General features: G+C 65.1%; 16 protein-coding genes. 8 read left to right on the top strand and 8 right to left on the bottom strand.

The annotated features are described in order from the left end of the window. Positions 1 to 2: 2 nt before the first annotated feature. The 4 genes from LHJ54_RS04200 to LHJ54_RS04185 all read left to right on the top strand — a co-directional run bounded on the left by LHJ54_RS04200 (position 3) and on the right by LHJ54_RS04185 (position 4585). Positions 3 to 2204 (top strand): phage tail protein, encoded by a 2202-nt coding sequence (locus tag LHJ54_RS04200; RefSeq protein WP_228242679.1) that lies wholly within the window; start codon positions 3 to 5, stop codon positions 2202 to 2204. Between the two features lie 3 nt (positions 2205 to 2207). Beyond that, positions 2208 to 2666, top strand: coding sequence for a DUF2793 domain-containing protein (locus tag LHJ54_RS04195; RefSeq protein WP_228242678.1), 459 nt, complete (start codon positions 2208 to 2210; stop codon positions 2664 to 2666). A 191-nt stretch (positions 2667 to 2857) separates the two neighbouring features. Then, positions 2858 to 3970, top strand: a complete 1113-nt coding sequence (locus tag LHJ54_RS04190; protein ID WP_228242677.1) for an OmpA family protein — start codon at positions 2858 to 2860, stop codon at positions 3968 to 3970. A 90-nt stretch (positions 3971 to 4060) separates the two neighbouring features. Beyond that, entirely contained in the window at positions 4061 to 4585 is a 525-nt protein-coding gene (locus LHJ54_RS04185; RefSeq protein WP_228242676.1) for a superoxide dismutase family protein, read from the top strand. A 4-nt stretch (positions 4586 to 4589) separates the two neighbouring features. Here the strand turns inward: LHJ54_RS04185 and LHJ54_RS04180 are convergent, their stop codons facing one another. The 6 genes from LHJ54_RS04180 to LHJ54_RS04155 form a co-directional block, all read right to left on the bottom strand. Beyond that, positions 4590 to 6188, bottom strand: a complete 1599-nt coding sequence (locus LHJ54_RS04180; protein ID WP_228242675.1) for an MFS transporter — start codon at positions 6186 to 6188, stop codon at positions 4590 to 4592. A gap of 22 nt (positions 6189 to 6210) precedes the next feature. Beyond that, the gene (gene queC, locus LHJ54_RS04175; protein WP_228242674.1) at positions 6211 to 6897 is read right to left on the bottom strand and encodes a 7-cyano-7-deazaguanine synthase QueC; all 687 of its coding nucleotides are present in this window, start codon (positions 6895 to 6897) and stop codon (positions 6211 to 6213) included. Between the two features lie 9 nt (positions 6898 to 6906). Continuing rightward, entirely contained in the window at positions 6907 to 7818 is a 912-nt protein-coding gene (locus tag LHJ54_RS04170; protein ID WP_228242673.1) for an Hsp33 family molecular chaperone HslO, read from the bottom strand. 50 nt (positions 7819 to 7868) lie between these two features. Continuing rightward, positions 7869 to 8813, bottom strand: a complete 945-nt coding sequence (gene argF / locus LHJ54_RS04165) for an ornithine carbamoyltransferase (protein WP_228242672.1) — start codon at positions 8811 to 8813, stop codon at positions 7869 to 7871. After that, positions 8810 to 10000 carry an aspartate aminotransferase family protein gene (locus LHJ54_RS04160; RefSeq protein WP_228242671.1) on the bottom strand — a complete coding sequence of 397 codons (1191 nt, stop codon included), beginning with the start codon at positions 9998 to 10000 and terminating at the stop codon, positions 8810 to 8812. The genes argF and LHJ54_RS04160 overlap by 4 nt, the downstream gene beginning before the upstream one ends. 119 nt (positions 10001 to 10119) lie before the next feature. Continuing rightward, on the bottom strand, positions 10120 to 10887 hold the full coding sequence (locus LHJ54_RS04155) for a cold-shock protein (RefSeq protein ID WP_277754022.1): 768 nt from the start codon (positions 10885 to 10887) through the stop codon (positions 10120 to 10122). A 440-nt stretch (positions 10888 to 11327) separates the two neighbouring features. Here LHJ54_RS04155 and LHJ54_RS04150 point away from each other — a divergent pair, with 440 nt between their 5' ends. Genes LHJ54_RS04150 through LHJ54_RS04135 form a run of 4 tightly spaced genes read left to right on the top strand, consistent with a single transcriptional unit; the run spans position 11328 to position 14542 of the window. After that, positions 11328 to 11735, top strand: coding sequence for a hypothetical protein (locus LHJ54_RS04150; protein ID WP_228242670.1), 408 nt, complete (start codon positions 11328 to 11330; stop codon positions 11733 to 11735). Next, the gene (locus tag LHJ54_RS04145; protein ID WP_228242669.1) at positions 11728 to 12657 is read left to right on the top strand and encodes a sterol desaturase family protein; all 930 of its coding nucleotides are present in this window, start codon (positions 11728 to 11730) and stop codon (positions 12655 to 12657) included. Before LHJ54_RS04150 ends, LHJ54_RS04145 begins: the two co-directional genes overlap by 8 nt. 29 nt (positions 12658 to 12686) lie before the next feature. Beyond that, entirely contained in the window at positions 12687 to 14276 is a 1590-nt protein-coding gene (locus tag LHJ54_RS04140) for a GMC family oxidoreductase (RefSeq protein ID WP_228242668.1), read from the top strand. Positions 14277 to 14302: 26 nt separating this feature from the next. Continuing rightward, a complete protein-coding gene (locus LHJ54_RS04135; protein WP_228242667.1) occupies positions 14303 to 14542 on the top strand; it encodes a hypothetical protein in 240 nt (79 codons plus the stop codon). A 21-nt stretch (positions 14543 to 14563) separates the two neighbouring features. Here the strand turns inward: LHJ54_RS04135 and LHJ54_RS04130 are convergent, their stop codons facing one another. Together LHJ54_RS04130 and LHJ54_RS04125 are read right to left on the bottom strand one after the other, a co-directional pair. Beyond that, positions 14564 to 15334, bottom strand: a complete 771-nt coding sequence (locus LHJ54_RS04130; protein ID WP_228242666.1) for an endonuclease/exonuclease/phosphatase family protein — start codon at positions 15332 to 15334, stop codon at positions 14564 to 14566. Positions 15335 to 15372: 38 nt separating this feature from the next. Further along, positions 15373 to 16908 (bottom strand): peptide chain release factor 3, encoded by a 1536-nt coding sequence (locus LHJ54_RS04125; protein ID WP_228242665.1) that lies wholly within the window; start codon positions 16906 to 16908, stop codon positions 15373 to 15375.

The following is a 16908-nucleotide window of genomic DNA, read 5'->3' as shown; positions in this document are numbered from 1 at the left end:
TTATGGCCACACTCGTCCTCAGTGCCGTGGGGAACGCCATTGGCGGACCCGTTGGCGGTACGATCGGCGCCCTCATCGGTCAGCAGGTCGACCAGAAGATCTTCGGTCCCGACCCGCGGGAAGGACCCCGGTTGAAGGAGGTGGCAGTCACCACCTCCACCTATGGCCAGCCGATCCCGCGGCATTACGGCCGCATGCGGGTGGGCGGCGTGGTCCTGTGGGCCACCGATCTTAGGGAAGACAGAGACGTGTCGGGCGGCAAGGGCCGACCCAGAACCACCACCTACAGCTACAGCGCGTCCTTTGCGGTGTTGCTGGCCAGCTCTCCGCTGGAGCGCGTGGGGCGTATCTGGGCGGACGGCAATCTGCTGCGCGGCAGCGCCGGCGACCTCAAGGTTGCCGGAACCATGCGCTTTCACCCGGGGCATTGCGATGCGCGGCCCGATCCCCTGATGCTCGCTGCGCTGGGTGCGAAATGCCCGGCCTATCGCGGACGCGCGTACGTGGTATTCGAAGATCTGCAGCTCGCCGAGTTCGGCAACCGGCTGCCGATGCTGACCTTTGAAGTGTTCGCCGGCGAGGCGAGCGGAACGATCCCGCGGCTGACGGCGGATGCCCCGCAGGCCGTTGATGCTCCGGTGACAATCCCGCAGCTTGAGGGATTCAGTCACGAGGGCGGCACATATCGCCAAGTTCTGTCCGCCTTTGCCGAGGTCAGGCCGATCTATCCGGTCTGCACCGGCCCGACCCTGCGCCTGCACGGCGGGAATGACGAAGCGGCTCCGATCGCGCTGAGCGCGGCGGCAGCCTGGAGCGAGGGCGGCTTCGGGAAACGCAGCGGCCTTGCCGCGAGGCGCAAGGGCACCGGCCGCGAGCAGGTCGAAGCAATGCGGTATTACGACGTCGGGCGCGATTATCAGCCCGGGCTGCAGCGCACTGCGGGCCGGTTCGCCGCTGGCAGCAGTCGCCAGATCGACCTGCCCGCCAGTCTGACCGCGGCAGGCGCGCGGGAACTGGTCGACGCTGCAGCGCAGCGGTCGCTGGCGGCGCTGGACACGATCACCTGGCGCACGGCAGAGCTTGACCCCGCCGTGATGCCGGGGAACCTTGTGCAAGTGCCGGGCCGGTACGGTGTGTGGCGGGTGCTGACATGGGAGTGGCGCGCCGGCGGCGTTGAGCTGGAATTGTTGCGCGCCGCCCCTGTCCGGCCGGCCGGCAGCGGGTCGGACGCTGGGTCAGCATGGGTGCCGCCCGACGCGATCGCCGGGCCGACCCTTATCCATTTCTTCGAACTGCCGGCCTCATCAATGGAGGAGGTCAATCGCCCCGCCCTGTTCGCCGCGGTACGCTCCAGCGGACAGTTGTGGAAAGGAGCGGCCCTGTATCGCCAACGCATGGGCGAACTGGTGCCGCTCGCATCGGGGGCGGCACGACAGGCAGGGATGGGCGCGCTCTGCTCGCCCCTGCCGCCGTCGGCCGCCATGCGGTTCGAGCCGAACGCCTCGTGCGAGGTCGACTTCGGCAATTCACCCTTGGCTTTCGCCAGCGCCTCGCTGGCTGGCCTTGCAGAAGGGGCCAACCGCATCCTGATCGGATCCGAAATACTGCAGTTTGCAGAAGCGGAGCATGTGACGGGCAGTGTCTGGCGGCTTGCCGGCCTGCTGCGCGGCCGCGGCGGGACAGAGGATGCCGCAGGCGCGGGGCATGGCGCGGGAACAGCCGCCATTCTGCTGGATGCCGGCCTGACCCCGATCGACCCGGCAGAGTTCGCCGGCACGGCCGAGCCGGGCCTGCTGGCCATTGGCCTCGCCGATCAGGAGCCGGTCGCAACTCCGCTTCTCAATGCGGGTGGGACCCGGCGTCCGCTGGCCCCGGTGCATGGGCGGTGGCGGGCCTTGCCCGATGGCGGCGTTGACCTGCGCTGGACCCGCCGGGCGCGCGGCGCATGGCTGTGGCCCGAGGGAACGGAGGTGCCGCTGGTCGAGGAGGCAGAGCGGTATCTGGTGGGCATCGGCGACCCTGCTGCGCCACTGGCGGCATGGGAAGCCAGGGAACCCCGTCTCGTGCTCAGCGCGGCTGAACTTGCCGCTGCCTCTGGCTGGTCCGGCTCTGCCGGCGCGTGGGTTCGCCAGATCGGCAGCTTCGCCCTGTCTCCACCCTGCTTCATTGGGCCGGCCGCGTCGGCGTTTTCGCAAGGACTATAGACCATGAACACCCCACTTTCCCTTTCCGGAACCACCGCCAAGTTCGACCTGCCCTTGCTGTATCCGGGGCAGGCTCAAAAGGAGTTCTTCCTCAACGAGGCGCTGGCCAGGCTGGACATCGTCACGCAACCTGCCGTGCTGGGCCAAAGGTCCGAACCGCCCGCCACCCCTGCAAGGGGTGACTGCTGGCTCGTCGCCACGGGTGGTGTGGGACTGTTCAGCGGCCAGGATGACAACATCGCATCGCATGACGGAAACCAGTGGACCTTCGTGCGGCCGCACGACGGCATGGTCCTGTACGACAGCGCCGCCGGGGCGCTTCGGAGGTACAAGGACGGGTGGAGCACGCCAGTAGCGATCGCCGCCCCTTCCGGCGGCGATGTTGTCGATGTGCAGGCAAGGACGGCGATTGTTGCATTATTGCAAGCATTGGCAGGTTTGTCCGTCATTAACCTCGATTAGCCGGAACAACGCTTCCCAAGGGCAGTTGCGCGGTAGTAGCAGATTGAGAACTGGAAGGCGGGCGGGCGGCTTGCTCATGTATTGGCATGCACGCTTCCCCTCCAGTGTTAGTCCGCTTGCCACTGGAAGGTTGACCCGATAAGTCGCACCTTTCGAGTGGTTCAGTGTTTGGAAAAAAGGGGAAACCTATAATGCGGAAATTAGCTTTGGGACTTGCATTGGCCTCTACGGCCCTTGCGTCGCCCGCCCTGGCCCGTGACGGTCAGTGGTATGTCGAACTCGGCGGCGGCCCGATGATCGTCGAAGATATCGACTTCGACATCGGCAGCCAGAACGATGCGATCTCGGCCGACTTCAACCGTGGCTGGGATGCCGGCGGCGTGGTCGGTTACGATTTCGGCCCGTTCCGTCTGGAAGCAGAGGCCAGCTACCGGCAGGCCAGCCTGGATGCCCTGACATCCGGCACGGCCGGCATTCCGCGCCGCAACGGTCTCAGCAACGGTCGCTTTGACGCAAACGGCGAAGTCAATGCGCTGAGCTTCATGCTCAACGGCTTGCTTGACTTCGGCGCTGACGATGGCCTGCAGGGCTTTGTCGGCGGCGGCGTGGGCGTGGCTCGCACCGCGATCGACGGCACCATCCAGGCAAGCAGCGCCGGGGCGTTTGACGACTCCGACACCGGCTTCGCGTGGCAGGCTCTGGCCGGCGTTCGTGCTCCGCTGACGGACACGATTGACGTTGGTCTGCGCTATCGCTTCTTCAATGCCGAGAACATCGGCCTGGTCGACGTGAGCGGCCGTCAGCTTGATACCCGTCTGAGGACGCATTCGATCCTCGGTACGCTGGCGTTCAACTTCGGTGGTGGGGTGGTAGCACCTCCGCCGCCCCCGCCGCCCCCGCCGCCCCCGCCGCCTCCGCCTCCGCCCCCGCCGCCGCCTCCGCCGGCGCAGGTTTGCGAGACCGGGCCGTACATCGTGTTCTTCAACTGGGACAGCGCAGAGATCACGCCGGATGCGGCGCAGATCCTCAACACCGCCGTTTCGAACTACGCGAACTGCGGCAATACCTCCATCATGCTGGCAGGTCACACCGACCGCTCCGGTACGGTGCAGTACAACCTGGGCCTCGCGGCGCGGCGTAACGCGTCGGTGCAGCAGTACCTGACCTCGCGTGGCGTCCCCGCAGCGCGGATCAACAGCCAGGCATTCGGCGAAGCGAACCCGCGGGTTCCGACCGCCGACGGCGTGCGTGAACTTCAGAACCGCCGGGTGGAAATCACCTTCGGTCCGGGTTCGGGCATGTAATACCACCTTCAAGGTGCAACAAAGTGAAAGGGGTCGGAGCAATCCGGCCCCTTTTTCGTTCCGGCATTGGATCATCCAGAGGAGAGACCGATGCTTAGAACCGCCGCAGCCCTCGTCAGCGCGATGGCGCTTGGCGCCTGCACCACCGCAGGCATGAACAATCAAACACCGCTTGGCACCGCAGATTTGCGCTTTGCCGACGGGCGTTCAGCCGGGACAGCGACCCTGATGCGTTCGGGCGAGACGCTGTTGATGCAGGTCAGCGTTTCAGGGGTGCCGAGTGGTTCGCGCGCAATCCATCTGCACACCACCGGCCAATGCACCGCGCCGGATTTCGAGAGTGCCGGCCCGCATCTCAATCCGTTCGGGCGTCAACACGGTCTCGCCGATCCCGCAGGGCCGCACTTGGGCGACCTGCCCAACCTGAATGTGCGCGCGAGCGGAGTGACCACCGCCCGCATGGAGATTGCCGACAATGCTGCTCGGGCGCTCCCGAACATCTTCGACGCGGATGGCACCGCCGTCATCATCCATGCGCAGGCGGATGACAACGTTACGGACCCGGCCGGCAATGCCGGCAGCAGGATTGTGTGCGGGGTATTGCGGCGGAGTTGACGCCCTAGACCTGTTCCCCGGCGGCTCGGGCGCGTTCACGGACCGTCCGGCCTGCTGCGGGCACAAGGACGATCGCCGCGATCAGCGCGGCGAGCCCGACGGGCGCGATGCTGAGCGTGGACAACAGGCCGCGCGAGAGATTTCCACCGGCCTGTGAAGAGATATAGCCTGCCAGGTACGGTCCCAAGGCGAGCCCGATCAGCGTCGTGCCGATGAAAAAGGTTGCCGTGGCGATGCCGCGCATCCGTGGCAACACCAGCGCCTGGCTGGTCGCGGCAGCCGCGCCCAGGGCCGAAGCGGCGAGAGCGCCGACCACGACATTGAGGACCAGAAACAGCGGCAGGCTCTCGGTGGTAAACTGCACGATGATGAACGGGATGGGGCTGACCAGGCCGAACAGGATCACGAAGACCCGTCCGGCTTCGAAACGCTGATGCAGCGCATCCGCCATCCGGCCGCCAAGGATGACGCCCAGAAACCCGCCCAGCGCTCCCCCGCCGCCGAGCCAGAAGCCGAGTTCGGCCTTGGAGATGCCGAAGCGCAGCTCTGCATACGGGGCCGCCCAGAACGAGGCAGCGTAAGCTATGAAGGCGACGGAACCATAGCCCAGAACCACGCTGAGGAAGGCCGGCGAACCCCAGATCAGCTTGAACGCCGGCGGATCGGCGAGGCGCAGGGAACTGGCCCAGCAGAACACCGCATACCAGCCGACGGCGATAAAGAGCCACTGGTCCGTGATGGCCGTGACAAACCGACCTGGTCCGCTCCCCAGCGCGACGGTCAACGCATAGGCGGCCAGAACAGCGATTCCGGCAACGGCTACGTTGGTGATCAGAGCGACGGGGCCGCGCCGCGCGGCACCGATCAGGGTAAACGGTGGAATGATGTTCAGGAGTTCGCGCACAAACACGCCGAACGGGTTGGGGTGCGGAGGTGTCGGAAGGCCGTCTATAGCGCCGCGGACAGGTTCGCGCAGCGTGAACACCAGAATGGCCAGCAGCAGGCCGGGCAGGCCGACGGCGACAAACGCCGCCTGCCATCCGACCAGACCCAGCGGACCACCGGCGGGATAGGTTCTGTTCCAGTTTTCGACGATCAGCCCGCCGATGAACAGCGAAACCCCGCCGCCGATGTATATTCCCGATGAGTAGATCGCCAGCGCCGTGGCGCGCAGCCGCGCCGGAAAGTAGTCGGAGATGAGCGAATATGCCGCCGGACTGGCGGACGCCTCACCCACTCCCACGCCGATGCGCGCCAAAGTAATCTGCGTTCCGTTGCGGGCAAACCCGGACACGGCGGTCATGAACGACCAAAGCGCCAGCCCGGCGGTCATCAGCCGGACACGGTGCCATGTATCCGCCAGGCGCCCCAGCGGTATGCCGAACAGCGCATAGAACACGGCGAAGGCGGTTCCATACAGAAAACCGAGGTCGGCGTCTGTAAGGTTCAGGTCCGCCTTGATGTCGTTGGCGAGGATCGACAGGATCTGGCGGTCCACAAAGTTCAGGACGTAGACCACGACCAGAACGCTGAGTGCGTACCAGCTATAGCCCGGCACCGCGTCTTCTTCGCGCAGGCTCGCCTGGCCGTCACCTTCCCGCATCAATCCCCCCTCCGTCTGGCAGCTAGCCTGCGTAGCGGGTTGTATCCTTTATGCCGCTGGCGGCAAATCCTTTCTTCCGCAAGCGACAGGAGTCGCACAGGCCGCAGGCCAGCCCGCCGGACTGCGGATCGTAGCAAGACCAGCTCCACGCGGGGTCGAGACCAAGGCGCGCGCACTCTGCCGCGATATCGGCCTTGCTCATATGCTGCAGCGGCGTGTGGACGGCGAACGGCGCGCCTTCGACCCCCTGCTTCGTGCCGAGCCGCGCCGTCTCGGCAAAGCTCTTGATGAACTCGGGCCGGCAATCCGGATAACCGGAATAATCCACCGCATTCACTCCGATGAAGATGGCCCGCGCCTCCAGCGTTTCCGCGAAAGCCGTGGTCAGGCTCAGGAAGACGAGATTGCGGGCGGGCACATAGGTGGCGGGAATATCCGCGCCCAGCCCGCCCTTGGGTACGGCGATTTCCGCCGTCAACGCCGAACCGCCGAAACTTCGAAGATCCAGCGCCAGCACCGTGTGCCGCATGATACCGAGCTGCTGCGCGATCAATCGGGCTGCCGCCACTTCGCGGACATGGCGTTGGCCATAATCAATGGTCAGCGCGGCCACATCAAAGCCCTGTTCCTGCGCAAGCCTGGCCGTCACCATAGAGTCCAGCCCGCCCGACAGCAGAACCACCGCCTTGCGTTTAGAGTTTCCGGTCACGCGCCGCACCTACGCCGCGATGGCGAACTTGGTCGAACAGAATGCGCAGTCCACCACGATCTCTCCCGCGTCGTTGCGCATCTCCTGCCTGTCCGCTTCGCTAAATCCGCTGAGCACTGCCTGGTAATGTTCAACCGAACAGCGGCAGCCGCGCACCATGCGTTCGCCGGGGAAGATGCGCACCTCCCGCTCCTCGTGAAACAGCCGCTGCAATATGGCTTCCAATGTGAGGGCCGGATCCAACAATTCGCCATGCCTGACGGAGCCAGCCATTATTGCGACATGTTCCCACGCCGGATGGCTGAGCTTGACGTGCAGCCGCTCACGCCCTTCCTCGCCTTCGGGCAGGTGCTGCACCAGCATTCCGGCGGCGTGGTAGCGGCGCCCTTCCCCGCTCACCGCGACGCGGATCAGGGTCGGCACCTGCTCCGACTGGAAGAAATAGCTCTCAACCGCTCGGCTGATGCTTTCTCCTTCCAGCGGCACTATTCCCTGATGGCGGCGGGTTTCGGTGCGTTCCTCCAGCGGCAGTACGATATCGAAGGTGAGTGCCAGGTAGCCCTTGCCGAACAGCGTCTCCAGATCGCTGGCTGCACCGGATGACGCAACCGCCTCGGCATCAAAGTCCACATAGCCTCGCAACTCCCCGCCGCGATAATCGCACACCAGCAGGTTGACCGCACCGCCTTCGCCCTTGGCCTGCATCGTCAGCTGCGATCCCGGCTCCTTGATGAGCGAGCCTGCCAAAGTCACAACGATCAGCGCCTCTGCCAACAGATGGGCGATTGGAGCGGGATAGTCATGGGCTGAGAGAATCGCATCAAGCAGGCCGTCCAGCCTCACCAGCCGGCCCCGCGCGTCGTGCTCCGGAACGGTAAAGCCGAGAACCTGCTCGGACAATGTGCTGTGTTGTGTCTGCATCGCGCGAATATGGGAGAGCGGCGTCCGAAGTTAAGAGACGGCGCTCAAGCCTAAGAAGTCGCTGCAAGTTTGCCGAGACACCAAAGCAGAACGGATTTCTGCGCGTGGATACGGTTTTCGGCCTCGTCGAAAACGCAGGATTGGGCTCCTTCGAACACGTCTTCGGTGACTTCTTCGCCGACATGCGCGGGCAGGCAGTGAAGGAACATCGCGTCCGGCCTCGCCAGCCGCATGAGGTTGGCGGTCACCTGAAAGGGTGCGAGCGCGCGCAGCTTCTGCTCCTCGTGAGATTGCCCCATGGAAGTCCAGGTGTCGGTAATGACCACATCGGCACCCTTGGCGGCGATTTGCGGGTCGGCCGTTACGGTGACATTCCCGCCTGCTCGGTTGGCCAGCGCGACGACGGCCTCATCCGGTCCATACCCGGCGGGCGACGCGACCCGCACCGTGAACTGCATCAGCCCCGCCGCTTCTATGACGGAGTACAGCACGTTGTTGCCATCGCCGAGCCAAGCGACCTGCAACCCCGGCAGCGGCTTTCCCCGCTCCACGACAGTCAGCAAATCGGCGACAATCTGGCAGGGATGAGAAAGATCGGTCAGACTGTTGATGACCGGCACGTCGGCGTAGTGCGCCAGCTCCTCCACCTTGGCGTGATCATCGGTGCGCAGCGCGATGACGTCCACCATCCGGCTAAGCACGCGGGCGGTATCCTTGATGCTCTCCCCCCGGCCGAGCTGCGTGGTGGCGCTATCCAGTACCAGCGCAGTGCCGCCAAGCTGCCGCATGGCGATGTCGAAGCTGACGCGGGTGCGGGTCGAGCTTTTTTCAAACACCAGGCCGAGCACATGGCCCGCCAGCGGCGCGTCGTTGTCGGCGGCGCCACGCGGCAAGCCGCGCCGCGCCGTCTTGCGGTCCAGCGCATCGGCCAACATCGCGGTGATCGCATCCCCGCCAGCATCCGACAGACTGAGGAAGTGGCGCGCTGCCGTCATGCCGCGGCGGACTGGTAGCTTGCCGCACCTGCCGAAAGCTTGTCGAAGAACTCCTCGAACTCTGCCTCGCCGGCGACCAGCGGCGGGAAGATCCGCACCGTTTGATCGCCCGCCGCAACTGTGAGCAGCTGGTGATTGTCGCGCAGGTGCTGAAAGAACGCCCGGCTGTCCTCCTTCATCCGCAGGCCGAGCATCAGTCCCTTGCCCCGCACGCGATCGAACAACTCGGGATAGTTGCCGATGAATTGCTCCAGCTGGGCCCGCAGGCGTTCGCCCTTGGCCGTGACTTCCGCCAGGAAGTCGTCGTTCGCGACCGCGTCCAGAACCGCCATGCCCGCCGCCATGGCAAGGGGATTTCCGCCATAGGTCGACCCGTGCGAGCCCAGACCCATGCCGCGTGCGGCCCGCTCCGTCGCCAGACATGCGCCCAGAGGAAAACCGCCACCGATCCCTTTTGCGACTGCCATGATGTCGGGTTCGACGCCGTAGTGTTCATAAGCGAACAGCTTGCCGGTCCGCGCCATGCCGCACTGCACTTCGTCGAAGATCAGCATCAGGCCATGTTCGTCGGCCAGCTGGCGCAAACCTGACAGGAACTCCTGGCTGGCCGGGCGCACGCCGCCTTCCCCCTGGATCGGCTCCACCAGAAATCCGGCAGTCTGCGGCCCCACCAGCGCCTTGGCCTGCGCCAGATCGTCGAACTCGCAATAGCGGAAGCCTTGCAGGAGGGGCGCGAAACCCTTGTGCATCTTCTCCTGATTGGACGCGCTGATCGTGGCCATGGTGCGGCCGTGGAACGCGTTGGTGAAGGTGATGATCTCGGTGCGGGTGCTGTCACCTTCGGGATGCTGATGGTAGGCGCGCGCCGTCTTGATGGCGCATTCCACCGCCTCGGCCCCGGAATTGCCGAAGAACACCGTATCGGCGAAGGTCAGCCCGACCAGCCTGGCCGCGAGCGCTTCGCCCTGCGGGCTGCCGTAGAGGTTGGACACGTGCATCAGTGTCGCGGCCTGCCGCTGAATCGCTCCGATCAACCCCTCGTGGCTGTGGCCGAGCAGATTGACCGCGATCCCGCTGGCGAAATCAAGGTAGCGGGCACCGCTCTCGTCGATGAGGTGGCAATGCTCCCCCCGGACCGGACGCACGCCGCAGCGCGGGTAAACGGGCATGAGGGGCGTGATCGACATGGAATTGCTGTCCTTGCAGGTTTGAGTCGGGCCAAACGACAGATGGCGACCCGCAGGGCCGCCATCCATTGCGCTAGAATGTTTGCCGCAGCCGGTCAAACCGGCTGATCGGCATCAGGTCAGCTCTGGGCCGGAACCAGATTGACCGCCGAATGCTTGCCCCGGCGATCCACTTCGAGATCGAAGTCATACCGCTCGCCTTCGTTGAGCTGGGCAAGACCGGACCGTTCCACTGCGCTGATGTGAACAAAGGCATCAGGCTGTCCATCATCGCGGACGATGAAGCCAAACCCCTTCTGACCGTTGAAGAACTTGACTGTTCCGGTTGCCCGTTCGCCGGTCAATTCGCGCGCCTGCTGCGCGCTACCGCCGCGGTCATCGCCGCCGCCGCGCTGCTGCGGCTTGATCACATCACCCACGATCTGCAGATCCTGGGCCGACACCTTGCCGCCACGGTCGACGAGGTTGAATTGCAGCTCCTGTCCTTCGGCAAGACCTTCAAGGCCCGCACGCTCCACGGCGCTGATGTGGACGAAAACGTCCTCGCCGCCACCGTCCTGCGCAATGAAGCCGAAACCTTTCTGCCCGTTGAAGAACTTGACCGTTCCCTTGCCGGTGCCGACAACCTGCGCGGGCATGCGGTTGAATCCGCCGCCGCCGCCGGGTCCGCGGCTACCGCCGCCGGGCCCACCGCGGAAGCCGCCACCGCCACCGCCGAAGCGGTCGCCGCCGCCGCCGAAACGATCACCGCCGCCGAAACGGTCGCCGCCGCCAAAGTCGCGCCGTGCGCCGAAATCCTGCGGCTGGCCGCCAAACGGATCGAAGTTGTCCTCGCCGAAGCCGTCGCGCTTGTCCCTGCCCCGCCGGCGCCCCTTGTCGTAACCCATAACTATTCAATTACCTTGCACTAGCCGCCATCTGAACAGACCCATGGTGCCGACGGCAGGCACATACGAGCAGCCTGGCATTACGCACACGAGCGTCAGCCTGGCATCCACCACCCATGTATAAGCGCAATTTGCAAGTTTCGTGAAACATTTTTTTGCCGTATTCACGTGGCTGAAGCATACCGGTTAAGAAACGAGGAGGCGGTCACGCCTTGGTGCTCCAAAAAACGCGCAAAATGGGATGTTTTCCGCTGGCGGTGCCAAGTTTGATCAGGGCCGTACCCGCCCGGCGCACCCCCGATGAACAGGCGAACCGGCATGGGATTGTGGCTGATGCACGACCACTGACCCGTCGTTCTGGCGCGCAACCACGCTTCCGCTGCGACTCGCGCAGTGCAGCGGCGCAAGCGCCGCTTTCCGGCCATCCGGAATAGTCGCAGATGGCGCAACTCTGGCAGTTTCTGCTCTCTCTCGTCGCGATTGCGGCCCTCGTGCTGCTGGTGCACCGCCTCCGGCTGGGGGACGGTGCCGCGCTGAACGACGAAGAGGACGCGCGCCGGGCGGCGATGATGGCGATCGACGACTTCGCCGCCACCCACGTCAGCGTGGGAGCGGATGGAGGAGCGGCCATCCTGTGCGATGCGGACGGTCGCGTCCTGCTGCTCCGCAGGCATGGTTCCCATATCGCGGGCCGGCTACTGGACGCGCGGGCTGCGGCGTCGATCATTGACACAACTCTCGCAATAACCACGTCCGATCCGCGCTTCGGCTGGGTCAACCTGGCCATCGCCGATGCACCAACTTGGAAGGCACGGATCGATCGGCTAAAACAGCCGGGCAATGCCTGATTTCAGCCCTACCAATCTGGCGGTGCCGTTGTTCGTGGCACTGGTCGCCGTGGAAATCGCATGGGCCCACCGGCGGGCGCGCCACAGCTATGAATGGCGCGATACGGCGGTCAGCCTCGGGTTCGGGTTGGGCAGCTCGGTGGCGGGGCTGTTGTTCGGGGGCGCGGTCCTGGCACTGTCCCCGTGGGTTCACGAATTTCGGCTGTTCGACATCGGCTGGGTCTGGTGGGCGTGGCCGCTGTGCTTCGTGCTGGACGATCTGGCCTATTACTGGGTTCACCGCGCCGGGCACCGCATCCGCTGGCTTTGGGCCAGCCACGTCAACCACCATTCGAGCCAGCACTACAACCTTTCCACCGCGCTCAGGCAAAGCTGGACAGGCTTTTTCGCCGGCACGTTCCTGTTCAAGCTGCCGCTGGTTCTTGTGGGCTTTCATCCGGCAATGGTGGCGATCTGCGCCGGGTTCAATCTCATCTATCAGTTCTGGATCCACACCGAAGCCATCAGGCGCATGCCACGGTGGTTCGAGGCGGTGATGAACACGCCAAGTCACCACCGGGTCCATCATGCCACCAACCCGCGTTATCTCGACCGCAACTATGCCGGCGTGTTCATCGTGTGGGACAAGCTCTTCGGCACCTTCGAGGCAGAGCGGGACGATGAGACGATCCGTTACGGTATCGTGCGGCAACTGGGCAGCTTCAACCTGTTGTGGGCCGTGTTTCACGAATGGCATGCAATGGCGGGCGATGTCTGGCGCGCGCCCTGGCGGCACAAGCTCGCCTATCTCGTCCGCGAACCGGGCTGGAGCCATGATGGCAGCCGCGAGACCAGCGACGCCATCCGCGCACGCTGGCAGCAACGCACCGCGACAAAGGAAACTGCTGACGAAGCGATTGCGGAGACGAAGGCCGCCGCCTAGTCTCGCCGCAAAAGAAAGGCGGGAGAGGCATGGAGGAATTCGACGTCATCGTGATCGGCGGCGGCAGCGCGGGCAGCGCGGTTGCAGCACGGCTGGCAGAGGACGGACGACGATCCGTCTGCCTGCTGGAGGCGGGCGGGCGTAACGCCAACCTGCTGGTCAGAACGCCCGGCTTCATGCCGTTCCTGCGCAATTCGTCCAATTACCGCTACGAAACTGTTCCGCAAAAGGGGCTGAACGGGCGAACCGGATATCAGCCGCGTGGACGCGGGCTGGGCGGATCGTCGGCGATCAATGCAATGATCTATATTCGCGGGCACCGCTGGGATTACGACAACTGGGCCGCAATGGGATGCACTGGCTGGTCGTATGGCGATGTGCTGCCGTTCTTCAAACGCGCAGAGCATAATGTGCGCGGCGCCGACGAATACCACGGGGCGGATGGACCCCTGTGGGTATCGGACCAACTGTGGCCAAATCCGGCCAGCATCGCTTTCGTCGAAGCCGCCGCCGCGCTGCAGCTGGGGCGCAACCGCGATTTCAACGGAGCGCGCCAGGAGGGTTTCGGCCTGTACCAGGTGACGCAGAAGGATGGCGAGCGCTGGTCGGCCGCCCGCGCCTATCTCGATCCCCTGCGCCGCCAGCGCAATCTGGACGTGCGGATCGGCGTCACCGTGCAGCGGATTGAAATGGACGAAGGGCGCGCCTCGGGCGTGACATACACCGTCGCCGGCAAGGAACGGGTGCTGAAGGCGCGCGGCGGCGTTGTGCTGAGCGGCGGCGCGTTCAACTCGCCGCAGGTTCTCATGCTGTCGGGCATTGGTCCGGCCGAGCACCTGCGGGAGCACGGTATAGCGGTCAAGCTGGACCGGCCGGCGGTGGGCGGCAACCTGCAGGACCACATCGACTACGTGTCCTCGTGGCAAACCCGGTCAGACATCCCCATCGGCGACACGCCAAAGGGTTCGCTGCGGATGGTCAAGGCGATGTGGGAACACCGGCGCGCGCGGACCGGCATCATGACGACGCCTTACGCCGAAAGCGGCGGCTTCGCCAAAGTGATGCCCGATGCGCCCGCGCCCGATGTGCAGTGGCACTTCGTTCCCGCGATGCTGGAAGACCACGGCCGCACCAAGGTGAAGGGGCACGGCGTGTCGCTGCACGCCTGTGTGCTGAGACCCGAAAGCCGGGGCACCGTGCGGCTGCAATCCCGGCGGGCGGAGGACGGCCCTCTGATCGACCCCAACTTCCTCCATGACGAGCGTGACATGGCGACACTGCGCGCCGGCGTGCGCCTGTCCCACCGCATCGCCTCGGCCGCGCCGCTGGCCGATCTCGGTCTGAGCGATCGCTATCCGGTGGACCTCAACGACGACGACGCGCTCGACAACCTCATCCGCAGCCGCGCCGACACCGTGTACCATCCGGTCGGCACCTGCCGCATGGGCGCCGACGCAGACGCGGTGGTCGACCCGAAGCTGCGGCTGCGCGGGGTGGAGCGCCTGTGGGTCGCCGACGCGTCGATCATGCCCAAGCTGGTAAGCGGCAATACCAACGCGCCGGCGATCATGATCGGCGAACGGTGCGCCGATTTCGTGAAAGAGGAACTGCGGAGCTAGCGGGATTTGCTGCTCGGAAGGGGGATATGGCAGGGGCCGGGAAAAAGCCGTGGTTCGCGGTGAAGCGATACGGGTATGGTGCAGGCCTTCCGATATCCTGGGAAGGCTGGCTTGTCCTGTCGGCTTATATGCTGGCAATGATCGGGTCGGCGCTGTTCATGTCCGCGAAGGCGACCTTTGTTGTCCTTGCGGTGACTACGCCGCTTTTTGTCTATGTCGCGTACGTCCGGTCCGACGCAGAATGGCGCTGGTGCCACGGCGAGTGATCGGCAACAGCAAGTTGCAGCCTATCGGCCCGGTTCCACGTCAAGATCGGCAGCAGAATTCTGGTCCGCAGTTTGCCCTGTGTCCCGCGCGCCCGCCAACCGCGCCCACACGGGCAGGTGATCGCTTGCGACCGTGGCCATCGCGCTGTGATGCACCTTGGCCTCGGCCACCTGCCATCCTTCGTTGACGATGATCCGGTCGAGTTGCGCGATCGGGCGCCGGCTGGGATAGCTGGGTCCGGTGGGCGCCATGTGCCAGCCGCCGTCGCCGGGCAGGTCGAACTCCTGCATGGCGCCTGATTGCCGGCCCCACTGGTTGAAGTCGCCCAGAACGACGCACGGCAGCCCTTCGTCCAGTTCGTTCACCCGCCGCAGCAGCGCCTTTATCTGATCGCGGCGCCGCAAACCGGACAGGTCCAGATGCACCCCCATGACGCAGAATGTCCGCCCCTCGCTTTCCAGCACCGCCATCGCCGCTCCGCGCGGTTCCAATGTTGGCAGGTCGAGCGCATGGGATTCGATGATTTTCACATCGCGCCGCACCAGCAGCGCGTTGCCGTGCCAACCGATTGACCGCGGGCGCTTGGCCACCGGCACCACTTTCCAGTGCGTATCGTCCAGCGCCGCGCGCGACAGGACGCTGGCGCGGTCGCCAAACCGCAAATCCGCCTCCTGCAGGGCAAACACATCCGCGTTCACTTCCCGCAGAACGGAGATGATGCGGTCGGGATCGCGTCGCCTGTCCAGCCCGACGCCCTTGTGGATGTTGTAGCTGGCAAAGGTCAGGGGCACGCAGGGGACAACGCGGACGGCAGAGCTTGGTGCCTGCCTTACCGCTCCTTGACCGCGCTGAATGTCAGATCCGGATTCTTTTCCGCCTGATAGTTCACGTCCCACGGACTCCGGGCCAGGAACACCGGATCACCGTCCCGGTCGCGGGCGACATTGGCGCGGTTGAAGCCGGCGAACTCGTCCAGCTTGGCCGCCGGCCCCTTGATCCAGCGCGCAGTGGCGAACGGGGCCGGTTCCAGCCCCGCCTCGACCTTGTACTCCGCTTCCAACCGGCTCACGAGGACTTCCAGCTGCAGTTGCCCCACCACGCCCACGACGTGCTGCGCGCCGATTTCGGGATAGAAAACCTGGATCACGCCTTCTTCGCTGAGATCGTCCAGTGCCTTGCGCAACTGCTTGGTCTTGGTCGGATCCTTGAGCTGGACGCGGCGCAGGATTTCCGGTGCGAAGTTCGGCAGGCCGGTGAAGCGCACCTCGTTCTTCTCGCTCAGCGTGTCGCCGACCCGCAAGGTGCCGTGATTGGGGATGCCGATGATGTCACCCGCCTCTGCGGTGTCGGCAAGTTCGCGATCCTGCGCGAAGAACAGGATCGGCGAATGGACCGCGATGGGCTTGCCAAGTCCGCTCGGGATCAGTTTCATGCCTCGCCGGAATGTCCCCGACACCTGCCGCATGAACGCGATGCGGTCGCGGTGGTTGGGGTCCATGTTGGCCTGCACCTTGAAGATGAAGCCAGTGACCTCTCCGCGCGCCGGCTCGACTTCGCCGCCATCCGCAGGCTGCGGGCGCGGCGGCGGGGCGTAACGCGCAATCGCCTCGATCAGTTCGGTGATGCCGAAATCCTTCAGCGCGCTGCCGAAGTAAACGGGCGTCAGATCGCCGCTGCGATAGGCATCGAGGTCGAACTCGGGATAGCCGATCTGCGCCAGCTCGACATTCTCCGCCACCCCTTCCGGCAGCACCGGATCGGCATCCCGCCGGCCGCGAAATTCCTTGGAGGGGCCCTCCGGCCGCGCGACGGTGCCGCTGGCGAAATCCAGCACGCCTTCGAACTCTCCGCCCATGCCAACCGGAAAGCCCTGCGGCGACACGTCGAGTTGCAGCATGTCGGCGATCTCGTCGAGCAGCTCGAACACGGGCCGCCCCTCCCGGTCGACCTTGTTGACGAAGGTGATGATCGGAACCGACCTGAGGCGGCATACCTCGAACAGCTTGCGCGTCTGCGGCTCGATCCCCTTGGCCGCGTCGATTACCATGACCGCCGAGTCGACGGCGGTCAGCGTGCGGTAGGTATCCTCACTGAAATCCTCGTGGCCCGGTGTGTCGAGCAGGTTGAAGGTGATGCCGTCGCGTTCGAAGGTCATCACCGAGGAGGTCACGGAGATGCCGCGTTGCTGTTCGATCTTCATCCAGTCCGAACGCGCGCGCCGCGCCTGTCCGCGCGCCTTCACCTCACCCGCAAGATGGATCGCGCCGCCCTGGAGAAGCAGTTTTTCCGTCAGCGTGGTCTTGCCGGCGTCGGGATGGGAGATGATGGCAAAGGTGCGGCGGTTTGACGGCGGGGTTTCAGACAT

The sequence above is a fragment of the Porphyrobacter sp. GA68 genome, from assembly GCF_022605525.1.
Lineage (GTDB): Bacteria > Pseudomonadota > Alphaproteobacteria > Sphingomonadales > Sphingomonadaceae > Qipengyuania_B.
Note: the sequence above shows the minus strand (reverse complement) of the source record. Positions and strands in the feature narration are given on the sequence as shown.

What these genes read in the sequence shown, in the direction of transcription:
- LHJ54_RS04190 (WP_228242677.1), top strand. Translation starts at nt 2,858, where the DNA reads ATGCGGAAATTAGCTTTGGGACTTGCATTGGCCTCTACGGCCCTTGCG.
- LHJ54_RS04160 (WP_228242671.1), bottom strand. Translation starts at nt 10,000, where the DNA reads ATGTCGATCACGCCCCTCATGCCCGTTTACCCGCGCTGCGGCGTGCGT.
- LHJ54_RS04180 (WP_228242675.1), bottom strand. Translation starts at nt 6,188, where the DNA reads ATGCGGGAAGGTGACGGCCAGGCGAGCCTGCGCGAAGAAGACGCGGTG.
- LHJ54_RS04195 (WP_228242678.1), top strand. Translation starts at nt 2,208, where the DNA reads ATGAACACCCCACTTTCCCTTTCCGGAACCACCGCCAAGTTCGACCTG.
- LHJ54_RS04200 (WP_228242679.1), top strand. Translation starts at nt 3, where the DNA reads ATGGCCACACTCGTCCTCAGTGCCGTGGGGAACGCCATTGGCGGACCC.
- LHJ54_RS04170 (WP_228242673.1), bottom strand. Translation starts at nt 7,818, where the DNA reads ATGCAGACACAACACAGCACATTGTCCGAGCAGGTTCTCGGCTTTACC.
- LHJ54_RS04145 (WP_228242669.1), top strand. Translation starts at nt 11,728, where the DNA reads ATGCCTGATTTCAGCCCTACCAATCTGGCGGTGCCGTTGTTCGTGGCA.
- LHJ54_RS04155 (WP_277754022.1), bottom strand. Translation starts at nt 10,887, where the DNA reads ATGGGTTACGACAAGGGGCGCCGGCGGGGCAGGGACAAGCGCGACGGC.
- LHJ54_RS04125 (WP_228242665.1), bottom strand. Translation starts at nt 16,908, where the DNA reads ATGTCTGAAACCCCGCCGTCAAACCGCCGCACCTTTGCCATCATCTCC.
- LHJ54_RS04150 (WP_228242670.1), top strand. Translation starts at nt 11,328, where the DNA reads ATGGCGCAACTCTGGCAGTTTCTGCTCTCTCTCGTCGCGATTGCGGCC.
- argF (WP_228242672.1), bottom strand. Translation starts at nt 8,813, where the DNA reads ATGACGGCAGCGCGCCACTTCCTCAGTCTGTCGGATGCTGGCGGGGAT.
- LHJ54_RS04140 (WP_228242668.1), top strand. Translation starts at nt 12,687, where the DNA reads ATGGAGGAATTCGACGTCATCGTGATCGGCGGCGGCAGCGCGGGCAGC.
- LHJ54_RS04185 (WP_228242676.1), top strand. Translation starts at nt 4,061, where the DNA reads ATGCTTAGAACCGCCGCAGCCCTCGTCAGCGCGATGGCGCTTGGCGCC.
- LHJ54_RS04135 (WP_228242667.1), top strand. Translation starts at nt 14,303, where the DNA reads ATGGCAGGGGCCGGGAAAAAGCCGTGGTTCGCGGTGAAGCGATACGGG.